Source organism: Pseudoalteromonas sp. S1608 (assembly GCF_005887265.1).
Lineage (GTDB): Bacteria > Pseudomonadota > Gammaproteobacteria > Enterobacterales > Alteromonadaceae > Pseudoalteromonas > Pseudoalteromonas undina.
The window spans coordinates 37,071-48,264 of record NZ_PNDK01000020.1 but is presented as its reverse complement, the minus strand read 5'-3'; the positions used below and the strand labels follow the sequence as shown (position 1 = coordinate 48,264).

Here is an 11,194-nt window from a genome sequence, read left to right as displayed (position 1 = left end):
GCAGTTAGTGTAGTTTTACCGTGGTCAACGTGGCCGATTGTACCAACGTTTACGTGCGGTTTTACGCGTTCAAACTTTTCTTTTGCCATGACGGAACCTATCAGTTTTGTGTATCTAGATTACATATGAAAATAATCCACCATAGGTAGATTAAGTTAATTTTTTCAAATTTCAAATAGTTTTTTCTGACAGATAAAGGAAGTGTTTAAGGAGATTCGATTGACTGGTGCTGATAGGCAGATTTGAACTGCCGACCTCACCCTTACCAAGGGTGCGCTCTACCAACTGAGCTATATCAGCATCATCAAATTGGAGCGGGCAGCGGGAATCGAACCCGCATCATCAGCTTGGAAGGCTGAGGTAATAGCCATTATACGATGCCCGCTTTAAGGAACCTGTTCTTAAACTACCTCTAACCGTCTAGAATAAAGTGGTGGAGGGAGCTGGATTCGAACCAGCGAAGGCTGAGCCGTCAGATTTACAGTCTGATCCCTTTGGCCGCTCGGGAACCCCTCCACGATAATTCTTTATACTAAGCACTTCCGGTAAAAGGAAAGTGGTGCCGACTAACCGAGTCGAACGGTTGACCTACTGATTACAAGTCAGTTGCTCTACCAGCTGAGCTAAGTCGGCACTGCTTTAGTACGGGGCGAGATTCTAGAGTAAGGTTTATTGGGATGCAACCAAAAAATTAAAAAAAATGTGATTTTATGCTTCAAACGCTCACTATTCGCGCAAAAAGCGGTTTTTTTGTTGTTTTTAACTCTTTTTAGCTAACTCATACCAATAATTTAAGCCTTTCATCACTAGCATTGGGTCGAAAATACTGTCTGAAAAATGCCCTTGTAATAGCTGACCATAACCACCAGCAAAAATTAAAAGGCTATTTTTTGTATTTAAATGCAGCTTTGCTTGTTCAATTGCGCCAATAGTTGCCACTAAAGCGCCGTTTTTTAATCCGTTAGGGGTATTTTTGCCAAGCTCATTAGCAAATGGCGTGTTTTCATCATCAAATACGCGCTGAGTATTTTGAGTGAGTGAGGCAGTCATTAAATCAAGCCCTGGTAATATCCAACCACCTAAGTGCTGCCCATCATTATTAAGGACGTCTATAGTCGTTGCCGTGCCAGCATCAACAACAATTGCGGCCGTATTAGGGTAAAGCGTATAACCACTAATGAGCGCCAACCATCTATCTATACCCAAATTACCCACTTGTTGATACGCGCAATGCAACGTACCGAGTTCATGACTAACCGTAGCCTCAAAGCAATCGATATTTTGTGCTTGGGCTTTTTCTAATAGCTGCTTGAGTAATTCACTACGACCCACACAAGCGTAAACAACAACCGTAATTTTCAGCCATGGAATATTATTAGTATCGCATGGCTGTATTTGCCCATCTTGCCACAATACAGCTTTGAGCGAGGTATTACCTACATCAATGAGTAATCTCATGCTTGCGCCTTTCTTAATGAAATCTCACCGCCATAATAACTTTTCACTTCACCGTCTTGGCGAATACGTACACCACCGTGCGCATCTATACCTTCACAAATGCCACACCAGCTACGATGCCCGGTATTAAGCTCTACCTGCTGACCAGCAAATGCATTTAATGCATTCCATTGTTGATACATAGTTTGTAAGCCATTCTCACGATATTGCGCTAAGCGTTGCTCTAAACAATAAGTTAATGAAGCTACTAGTTGATTTTTATCTAGCTGCTGGGTGTGCTGACTTAAATCGGTCCACGCTTGGTCAATGTACTGACTGGCACTTTGTGGCATATTTAAATTAATACCAATCCCTATTACCAACTGACATGGCCCTTGTGGCTGCCCATCTAATTCTACCAAGACACCTGCGAGTTTTTGTTTGTTTATATAAATGTCGTTTGGCCATTTAAGCTCTACTTCAATACCATAAAGTGCTTTTATCGCATCATACACCGCTAAACCAACAGCAATTGATACGCCCATCGCGGCTTGTAAGCCATCGTCTAAGCGCCAAAAATAACTGTAGTATAAGTTTGCACCAAATGGCGATTGCCATACTCGGCCTCGACGCCCCCGCCCTGCTTGCTGCATTTCGGCTACAATCACGGTGCCCGATTCGAGCGCTGCTTTAGCTTGAATACGGCGCATTAACTCGCTATTGGTTGAGTCAATCAGTGGTTGCACTTCAATATTCGCGGTATTAGCGCCTAACTCAGCATAGTGCTGCTGTATGCTTTGCTGATTAAGTAAACCTACTTGATTATTTAAGCAATAGCCTTTACCCGTAACTTTAAATACATCTAAGCCCATAGCCTGTAAGCTTTGAATATGCTTACTTACCGCCGCGCGACTTATTCCTAATTCATCACCTAGTGCTTGCCCAGAGACAAACCCACCTTCATTCAGTGCATTTAAAATAGCCAGCTTGTTTCCATCTGGTGCCTTCATACTGATTGCTCCAAAGAGATATGGCATTCATTGTGTTGATCAATTAACCGCACTTCGTGTTCTAAACTTATGTTGTAACGTGTTAAAACAATATCCTGAATGTGAGCAATCATATTAATTAAATCATCCCCTGTACTATTACCATGATTAACTAGTACCAGTGCTTGTTGTTGATGCACTTCTATACCTGCAATTTTATATCCCTTTAATCCCGCTTGCTCTATTAACCACCCTGCAGCCACTTTATGGTGACCGGCACCATGCGGGTAATAAGGTACCTCAGGATATGTCGTAATTAACTGCGCTAATTCACTATTGGTGATAATAGGGTTCTTAAAAAAACTGCCTGCATTAGCCAGCTTATAGGGATTTGGAAGTTTGCTGTTACGCGTTTGTATCACTTGTGCGCACACTTGCTGTGGCGTCGGGTTTTTTAGTTGTTGTAGCGGCCCATAACTGAGTACTGGCTGCCATATTTTGGACAACTTAAAGTGCACTTGGGTGATCACTGCTTTATTTTTTAGCGCGTGTTTAAATACCGATTCACGATAAGCAAAGTGACATTGCTGATTAGTTAAAGATTTAAAGCTACCGCTATCAATATCAAAATAGTCAACAGCTTCAATAAACTGAGCTATTTCTACGCCATAGGCACCAATATTTTGTACTGGTGCAGCGCCGACTGTACCAGGGATGAGAGCTAAGTTTTCAAACCCCGCGATACCTTGCTCCAGCAAGGAAGTCACTAATTGATGCCAATTTTCACCGGCAGCTACACTAACTAAAAAGTCATGCGAGCGCTCAGTTATAGTAATGCCTTGGGTTGCCATTTTAATGACCGTGCCTGCATAGTCATTTAAAAAAATAGTATTACTGCCCTCACCCAACAAACAAAAAGGGACTTTAAAGCACTGACTTTTAAGCTGCGCTGAGTCGGTAATCTCGACAAAATTTTGGCATTGGCTACTTAATGCAAATGTATGTAGGGGTTGTAATGAGTGCGGCACAAAGCCCTCTAAAGGTAGCAGTAATTAATCGCTCTAGTTTAACTCATCGTCGCAAATTGCGCATCAGCTTGTAAAAATTGTTCAACCCACTGCAGCAATCATGATATAAAACCTGCACTTTTTTTATTTGTACTCAAGGTAATTATGAAAATCAAACCTCTTTTTTTAAGCCTCGCTATGGCAGGTATGTGCTCGCAAGCAATGGCCAGCGCTATTGATCAAAATTCCTACGCCAACCTTGATGATGTTATCACCACGCATTTAAACCTTGATTTAGACATCGACTTTGCTGATAAGCAATTGGAAGGTTTTGTTGAGCATACGCTACAGTGGCAAAATGCCAACAGTAAAAAGCTAGTACTTGATACCCGTGATCTTGATATTGATAAAGTGATGTATCAAACGGCAAATGGCAATTGGCATAAAGCTAGTTTTAACCTTGCTAACCGCGATGATGTTAAAGGCTCAAAACTAACTATTACCTTTAAAAATCAAGCACAAAAAGTTCGTATTTACTATAACAGCCGCCCAGAAGCGTCTGGCTTACAGTGGTTAACGCCAGAGCAAACTGCCAGTAAAACTCACCCGTTTATGTATAGCCAATCGCAAGCGATTCATGCACGTAGTTGGATCCCAGTGCAAGATACCCCAGCAATGCGTGTAACTTATAATGCGCGCATTCATACCCCTGAGGATATTCGTGCAGTAATGAGTGCAGATAATAAAGATGCTCTTTATAAAGATGGTGATTACCACTTCACTATGCCACAAGCAATTTCACCTTACTTAATTGCAATTGGTGCAGGTAACTTAGAATTTAAGGCCATGTCTAAGCAAACTGGTATTTTTGCAGAGCCAACTATTTTAGACGCCTCGGTTGCTGAATTTAATGACACCCAAGCGATGATCGACAAAACCAATGCCATGTACGGCGACTATGCATGGGGTCGTTATGATTTACTTATGCTACCACCTAGCTTTCCGTTTGGTGGTATGGAAAACCCACGCTTATCATTTATTACGCCTACGGTTGTTGCTGGCGATAAAAGCTTAGTTAATCTGATTGCGCATGAACTGGCACATTCTTGGTCTGGCAACTTAGTGACGAACGCTACATGGGAAGATTTATGGTTAAACGAAGGTTTTACCTCTTACGTTGAAAACCGCATTATGGAAGAGGTATTTGGGCGTGACCGTGCTGTTATGGAACAAGCACTTGATGCAGCTGGCCTGCGTGCGCAACTTAAAACCATTGATGCCCCAGATACACGCCTTAATTTAAAACTAAATGGCCGCGATCCGGATGATGCGTTTAGCTCAGTGCCTTACACAAAAGGTCAGCTATTTTTAATTTACCTAGAAGAAAAATACGGCCGTGATAAGTTTGATGATTTTGTTAAGACCTACTTTAATGAGTTTGCATTTAAATCGCTAACCACTGCGCAATTTGTTACTTACATCAAAGCTAACTTAATTGAAAAGTATCCAGGCGTAGTGACCATGGATAAAGTAAACGAGTGGATTTTTCAGCCAGGTTTACCAAGTGATGCACCTAACCCAACCTCTGACGCGTTCGATAAAGTCGATACTGCAACAGCGAGCTGGTTAAAAGGGGATACAACTGCCGCACAATTACCCACTGCAAATTGGACTGTGCATGAGTGGCTACACTTTTTAAACAACTTACCGCGCGATTTAAGCATTGAAAAAATGACTGAATTAGACGGCGAGTTTAACTTAACCCAATCAACCAACGCAGAACGTGCGTTTGCATGGTACATGCTAGCAGTAGGTAATGGTTACCAACCGATTTACCCTGCGCTTGATAAGCATTTATCGGGTATTGGTCGTCGTAAGCTTATCGTGCCGCTTTATAAAGCGCTTATTACCAATGGTAAAAAAGATTGGGCACAAAGCGTATACTTAAAAGCACGTCCGGGTTATCACCCACTGGCACAAGGTACCATTGACGCATTATTTAAATAGCGTTATCAATAAATTAAAAAGGGCCAACTTGGCCCTTTTTTAATGCTTAATTATTTTGTTACTTTATCTAAAAAAGCCTGCCTTTCAGCGAGCGTTGCTTGTTGCCACCAAAAGTCGAGCATATTGGCAGCGCTTGGCATGCCCTTACCATTAATTGGCGCAATCGGTTTAATTGGGCGGCTTGGTTTTTGTGGACCGGCAGGGGTTTCTGAGGCCTGCTGATTAAACTGTGAACTTTGTAGTTGTCGTTCAGCTATCACATTTAATGGCTCAGCTAAGGTACTGCCTTTTGCTTTTAAGCTTACTTGCGGTGCCTCAGCAAATACTTTCGCTGCCACCGCATTTTCAGCACGATTAAATACTAAGGTGTAATCTTTACCTGCTTCAACTGTTACATTGACCCAAAAAGGCTCTGACTCAATCACTTCGTGATCGTCATAACCTAAATCATATAAATCTGTGTATTTAAGCTTTAACTGATAAGTACCCGGTGCTAATTCAACATCATCAACACGACTAAAAATCGAACTTTCAATGACTCGTTCACCCACTTGTAAAGGAACAAACTCCTCGGGAAAGTGAATGTTTTCTGCCAAACTAGATGCACTCACCAAGAGCGCCGCTACACTGCCTAATAATATTGATTTACGCATAATTACTCCTTTAGTTGATTTCAGTTTGACACTGCTGGCAAAATTTGTCATTAGTGACATACATATTAATCGAACAAATTAGAGTCATCATTATGAGTCAAGAGACTATTTTTACTAAAATTATTAATCGTGAAATTCCTGCTGACATTATTTACGAAGACGACCTAGCACTTGCATTTAAAGATATTAACCCTCAAGCACCCTTTCATGCGTTGATTATTCCTAAACAAGCCATTGCCACGATTAATGATGTCACTGAGGAAAACTCACATCTTGTTGGTCATCTATATGTGGTAGCGGCTAAGCTTGCCAAACAACTTAATTTTAGCGATGACGGCTACCGCGTGGTGATGAACTGCAATGAACACGGTGGACAAACCGTTTACCATATTCATTTGCATATGCTGGCGGGAAAAGAAATGGGCTGGCCTCCGTATCAAAACACTAAAAAAGTTGCGCTATAATCACCCATTAAATCCTGTATCTTAAAAAATACATTAAAAATACGGCGTTTTTCTTATATACCAAAAAAACAATTACTTATTTGCAACATTTTATGTTTAAATAATTGGAAATCGCACCTTTTCTCCAGTGAAATTGTTATTCCCTAATACAAAAGGTGTGCAGGGATCGTGGTAAGATTAATTAGCCAGCTTTATAAAAGAGTAAAAAAACATGAGCAGTTCAGCCTTTTTGTTGTTAGACGAAGAACCAATTAACACTATTGGTATTAACGTTTTAGAGCCTTTGTTAAAAACACAGGGCCTTGACGTAACTACGGGTACAAATATTTTAGATGTTCCGGTAGGTACTCGCTTATTGTTCATTGAAACATCAAGTAAAGACGCGTGGACTAAGCTAAAAGAACAACTCGTTAATTTGCGTATCAAATGCGATATTGTGTTGTTTAATTTAGATGAAAACCCAGAGCTTGCTAATCGTGCATTACTCAGTGGTATTCGCGGTGTATTTTACACCACCGATAATGCTGATGTACTCATGAAAGGGATTCGTTTACTACTTGAAGATCAGCTTTGGTATCGTCGTGATATTATGTGTAATGCGCTTAACCGCATGCTGCAATTTAATAAAGACGCACTACACAAGCTAACCGATGGTGATATTGAGCCAATCAAACTCACTAAACGTGAAAAAGCAATTATCTCGTTAATGAGTAATGGTTCTAAAAATAAAGAAATTGCTGAAGAGTTAAGCATTAGCCCGCACACGGTTAAGACTCATTTATACAGTGCATTTAGAAAAACTAAATGTCGTAACCGTATTGAACTACTCTCTTGGGCACAACAAAATATTCCTGACGAGATTCGTTAAGGCTTATTTTAATAAATTCAATACAGGCACTTTAGGTGCCTGTTTTTATATCTTCTTTAAAAATCGCTGTTGGGGTCTTAATGCTCGACTCATTTACGCTTTATTTTGCCAGTATCGCTGTCATGACAGTGATGACGTTACTAAATTTTTTAACTTGGCGTACCAACAAGCATGTCCCCGGCACGTTACTTTATATTTCCTACCCTTTACTACTATTAGCCGCCATTGTGGGCTTTGCGCTCATAGGTAAAATCCCTGAAAAGCTTGCCATTACCTTTGCTAATAGCATGATGTTTTTAGCGTCCATTGTGCATTGCTTATCGCTGAGTCAGTTTTTAAATTATCGTGGTCGTGGTTTTAAATTTGTTTGCCTATTTACCGCTGCCAGCGCTTTATTGCTTGTTTACTTCACTTTTTTTCAGCCATCTATGCGCTCACGGGTTTATATTTCTGACTTTCAACATATTGTAGAAGCCGCTTTTTTACTATTTGTTTTTTTTAAATATGCGCGAAAACCTTATCCTAATGCCAGTATTGTTTACATTATTATTTTAACCTTGGTTGCAGCCAGTTTTATCACTCGAACTATTTTTATGGATCGCGTTGCACAACAAGATGCAATATTAAACCCATGGTTTGACTCACTATTATTTTTGAACAGTGTGATTGCCCCTATGTTTTATGCAGCCGGTATGGCTCTATTGTGTAATGAACGCAGAGAATTAAGGCTTAATAAACTTACCGAAAAAGCACACAAAGACTTAGAGATTCGCGGGCTCTTTTTATCAACTATAAGCCATGAAATACGCACCCCATTAAACGGCATTTTAGGCAGCGCACAACTGGTGTTAAACCAAACTAGCGACAGCCGCAATAAAGCTTATTGCGAAGCCATTATCAACTCAGCTGAGTCGCTCAACTTACTAGTAGATAAAGTGCTGGAATATGCAAGCTTAGATCAGCATGACGAAGCCTTGTACGAAGAAGACATAGAGTTCAAAACTTGGCTACAAAACTTATGCCTGCTGTTAAGCCCTCTGGCCGAACAAAAACAGCTTAAATTTGAGCTTGCCTGTAACATCCCCGATAAAGCCTGTTATTACTGCGACCAACAAAAGCTCAGACAAATCATTATTAATCTTGTTGGTAATGCGATTAAATTTACCGACACCGGCACAGTAAAAGTACAGATTGATTTAATTAATGAAACTCAGCTCGATCATACCCTTAAAGTAAGCGTACTCGATTCAGGCCCGGGTATTGAAAAAGATGAAATTGATTATTTAACTGAGCCCTACATTCAAAGCAGCGCCGGTAAGGAAAAAGGCGGAACGGGGCTTGGTCTGGCTATAACTAGTCGCCTTCTCGATAAAATAAATAGCCAACTAGAAATCACCAGTGAGCTGGGAGTGGGTAGCGTATTTAGCTTTAACATGACGCTAGCCATAGGTGAACTTAGCCTTGTAGAGCAGCGCCATCAAAGTAAGGATTATTTAACTGGGCTTGATGTGTTACTTGTTGAAGATTTAGATTTAAACCAAAAAATAGCTGTTGAATTTATGGCTGACGACGAGCATAAAATTAAGCTCGCTAAAGATGGCAAAAGTGCGATTGAGTTGATGAAAAAATACCACTTTGATGTGGTGCTACTTGATATGAACTTACCCGATTTAACCGGACAGCAAGTGCTAAAAACACTCAAACGGGTGGAGCATAAAAATCAGCGAACTCCAGTGCTGGCCTTTACCGCCAGTTTGAGCCCTGATGAAATAAAAGAATACTTAGCACTGGGTATTAAAGACATTGTTGGCAAGCCATTAAAACAAGAAAAACTACGCCAAGCATTGAGTGATTCACAGTCAACACAAACAGCTAATATTGCCGTCGAGCTGATTGATACGTTATACGATGAAACTGCCACAGAAACCCTAACAAGCTCTTTTAGTATTGATGAAGTATCTTCTATCTATAATGAATTTATTCTTTCTGCTCGTAATAAGCTGAGCCGTTGCCAAGCTTTATTAGAGCAAGACCCCGAGCAATGCATTAAGTTATTACATCGCCAAGCCAGCACCGCTATGCAACTTGGTTTTAATAGCTATGGACTAGCTCTTAAAAAAATTGAGCGACGCTTACTAGATAAAAAGCCATTAAATAACTCGTTAAATGAAGCCAGCACACTGTGGCAACACAGTTTAGAAGCATATTTAAAGTATGTACGCCAAGGGCTAGGGTAATACGGTTACGAGCTTCGGGCTTCGGGCTTCGGGCTTCGGGCTTCGGGCTACCAAGCTTTACGACCGTAACAAATGATCAAGCATATTCACTAATTATACTGTTATTTTCTACCGTATATATCGTCAAATCGCTCAATATCGCTTTCATCCAATGTGGCACCCGTTTGCACTTCAATAACAATTAACGGCTCGGGCTGATTATTCGCTAAGCTGTGCAGTTGCTTTGCACCAATATAACAAGATTGGTCGTGAGTCAGCGTCAAGCTTTGCTGGTCAATACATATATCTGCAGTGCCTGATACGACCACCCAATGCTCGGCACGGTGCTGATGACGCTGGGTTGAGAGCCTAGCCCCACTTTTTACGGTGATTTTTTTAACCTTAAAGCCGATACTTTCTATTAGCGTTCGATAATGTCCCCAAGGGCGGTAAACCACCTGATGATGCGCCAGTTTGTCATTTTGCGTAATTGCCAATTGCTTAAGTATTAAAGGCAAGCCTTCAAGCGAGTCTTGTTTTGCAACTAAGGTAGCATCATGAGTATGTACAATCGCTAAATCGCTCACACCTAAAGTAGCAATTGTGTGTCCATCTTCACTAATAACTAGGTTATTAATACTGTTTTGTGCAATATGTTCTTGGTGTGAGCTATTACCTTGTGAATCTTTTTTACTCAGCCCAGCCAGTGCAGAAAAACTGCCCACATCGCTCCACTTTAACGCCACTGGCATTACCACTACATTATTACTGCGCTCTAAAATAGCGTAGTCAATTGAGTCACTTGGGCAAGATTCAAGTGCATGGGCATTTGCTCTGGTAAACGCTAAGTCTTGTTTAAAATCAGTAGCATTAGCAACACTTTTAGCTATTTTGGGGGCAAAGCGTTCCAGTTCTTTTAGATATGCCGCGGGAGTAAATAAAAACATACCACTATTCCAACTATAACCGCCCTCAGCTAAATAGGTTAATGCAGTTGCTAAATCAGGCTTTTCCTTGAACTGGTCAACTTCAAAGCAACAGGTACCTTCGATTGCTGCGCCCTGTTTTATATACCCATAACCTGTGTGTGGCTCTGTTGGCGTAATTGAAAATGTAACTAATTTACCTTGCTCAGCAAGTTTAATCGCATCAGATAACTGAGCCGTTAATGCGGTAAAATCTGCAATATGATGATCGGCAGGCATCACCAACAATGGGCCCGTGATATTATTTTTTAAGGCATAGTGCGCGGCAAGGGCAATAGCTGGTGCGGTATTTTTACCTTCTGGCTCAAGTACTGTGGCATGGGGTTTTGCAAATGCAGCCTGCTCCGCGGCAATAAATCGATGCTGCTCATTACAGACCAAAATAGCGGGATTAAAGTCCTCAGTTGCAACCCGTAATAAGGTACTTTGTAATAATGACTGCTGATTTTTATCATCCAGCAAAGATAAAAACTGCTTTGGCATTGCTTGGCGCGATAGCGGCCAAAGCCGTGTGCCAATGCCGCCTGCTAAAACTACCGGTGTAATAAGGGTTGTATTCATAAAGCC

General features: G+C 41.0%; 10 protein-coding genes and 4 tRNA genes. 4 read left to right on the top strand and 10 right to left on the bottom strand.

Annotated features, from left to right (window positions below):
• The 8 genes from CWB75_RS10520 to murB all read right to left on the bottom strand — a co-directional run.
• On the bottom strand, positions 1-89 hold an 89-nt coding region (locus CWB75_RS10520; RefSeq protein ID WP_233997923.1), incomplete at its 3' end, for a GTP-binding protein.
• 135 nt (positions 90-224) lie between these two features.
• Positions 225-300 (bottom strand) — tRNA-Thr (locus CWB75_RS10515).
• Positions 301-310: 10 nt separating this feature from the next.
• Positions 311-385: transfer RNA gene (locus CWB75_RS10510), tRNA-Gly, on the bottom strand.
• A 46-nt stretch (positions 386-431) separates the two neighbouring features.
• Positions 432-516: transfer RNA gene (locus CWB75_RS10505), tRNA-Tyr, on the bottom strand.
• Between the two features lie 41 nt (positions 517-557).
• Positions 558-633 (bottom strand) — tRNA-Thr (locus tag CWB75_RS10500).
• A 126-nt stretch (positions 634-759) separates the two neighbouring features.
• Positions 760-1,458 carry a type III pantothenate kinase gene (locus CWB75_RS10495; protein ID WP_138570615.1) on the bottom strand — a complete coding sequence of 233 codons (699 nt, stop codon included), beginning with the start codon at positions 1,456-1,458 and terminating at the stop codon, positions 760-762.
• Positions 1,455-2,447, bottom strand: coding sequence for a bifunctional biotin--[acetyl-CoA-carboxylase] ligase/biotin operon repressor BirA (gene birA, locus CWB75_RS10490; protein ID WP_138570614.1), 993 nt, complete (start codon positions 2,445-2,447; stop codon positions 1,455-1,457). The genes CWB75_RS10495 and birA overlap by 4 nt, the downstream gene beginning before the upstream one ends.
• A complete protein-coding gene (gene murB, locus CWB75_RS10485) occupies positions 2,444-3,454 on the bottom strand; it encodes a UDP-N-acetylmuramate dehydrogenase (protein WP_138570613.1) in 1,011 nt (336 codons plus the stop codon). The genes birA and murB overlap by 4 nt, the downstream gene beginning before the upstream one ends.
• Before the next feature lie 144 nt (positions 3,455-3,598).
• On the opposite strand from murB, the gene CWB75_RS10480 reads away from it, so the two are divergent.
• Positions 3,599-5,440 carry a M1 family metallopeptidase gene (locus tag CWB75_RS10480; protein ID WP_055012298.1) on the top strand — a complete coding sequence of 614 codons (1,842 nt, stop codon included), beginning with the start codon at positions 3,599-3,601 and terminating at the stop codon, positions 5,438-5,440.
• A gap of 50 nt (positions 5,441-5,490) precedes the next feature.
• On the opposite strand, the gene CWB75_RS10475 is transcribed toward CWB75_RS10480, so the two are convergent.
• Positions 5,491-6,093 carry a DUF2057 domain-containing protein gene (locus CWB75_RS10475; protein ID WP_010392289.1) on the bottom strand — a complete coding sequence of 201 codons (603 nt, stop codon included), beginning with the start codon at positions 6,091-6,093 and terminating at the stop codon, positions 5,491-5,493.
• A 92-nt stretch (positions 6,094-6,185) separates the two neighbouring features.
• On the opposite strand from CWB75_RS10475, the gene CWB75_RS10470 reads away from it, so the two are divergent.
• The 3 genes from CWB75_RS10470 to CWB75_RS10460 all read left to right on the top strand — a co-directional run bounded on the left by CWB75_RS10470 (position 6,186) and on the right by CWB75_RS10460 (position 9,662).
• Positions 6,186-6,557, top strand: a complete 372-nt coding sequence (locus tag CWB75_RS10470) for a histidine triad nucleotide-binding protein (protein ID WP_010392287.1) — start codon at positions 6,186-6,188, stop codon at positions 6,555-6,557.
• 211 nt (positions 6,558-6,768) lie between these two features.
• Positions 6,769-7,425, top strand: coding sequence for a helix-turn-helix transcriptional regulator (locus CWB75_RS10465; RefSeq protein ID WP_008108518.1), 657 nt, complete (start codon positions 6,769-6,771; stop codon positions 7,423-7,425).
• A gap of 80 nt (positions 7,426-7,505) precedes the next feature.
• Positions 7,506-9,662 carry a response regulator gene (locus tag CWB75_RS10460; protein ID WP_041709752.1) on the top strand — a complete coding sequence of 719 codons (2,157 nt, stop codon included), beginning with the start codon at positions 7,506-7,508 and terminating at the stop codon, positions 9,660-9,662.
• 101 nt (positions 9,663-9,763) lie between these two features.
• On the opposite strand, the gene CWB75_RS10455 is transcribed toward CWB75_RS10460, so the two are convergent.
• Positions 9,764-11,188, bottom strand: a complete 1,425-nt coding sequence (locus CWB75_RS10455; RefSeq protein ID WP_138570612.1) for a mannose-1-phosphate guanylyltransferase/mannose-6-phosphate isomerase — start codon at positions 11,186-11,188, stop codon at positions 9,764-9,766.
• Between the last annotated feature and the right edge of the window lie 6 nt (positions 11,189-11,194).

Coding starts and splice junctions, on each gene's coding strand:
- CWB75_RS10460 (WP_041709752.1), top strand. CDS start 7,506: ATGCTCGACTCATTTACGCTTTATTTTGCCAGTATCGCTGTCATGACA.
- CWB75_RS10470 (WP_010392287.1), top strand. CDS start 6,186: ATGAGTCAAGAGACTATTTTTACTAAAATTATTAATCGTGAAATTCCT.
- birA (WP_138570614.1), bottom strand. CDS start 2,447: ATGAAGGCACCAGATGGAAACAAGCTGGCTATTTTAAATGCACTGAAT.
- CWB75_RS10465 (WP_008108518.1), top strand. CDS start 6,769: ATGAGCAGTTCAGCCTTTTTGTTGTTAGACGAAGAACCAATTAACACT.
- CWB75_RS10480 (WP_055012298.1), top strand. CDS start 3,599: ATGAAAATCAAACCTCTTTTTTTAAGCCTCGCTATGGCAGGTATGTGC.
- CWB75_RS10495 (WP_138570615.1), bottom strand. CDS start 1,458: ATGAGATTACTCATTGATGTAGGTAATACCTCGCTCAAAGCTGTATTG.
- CWB75_RS10475 (WP_010392289.1), bottom strand. CDS start 6,093: ATGCGTAAATCAATATTATTAGGCAGTGTAGCGGCGCTCTTGGTGAGT.
- CWB75_RS10455 (WP_138570612.1), bottom strand. CDS start 11,188: ATGAATACAACCCTTATTACACCGGTAGTTTTAGCAGGCGGCATTGGC.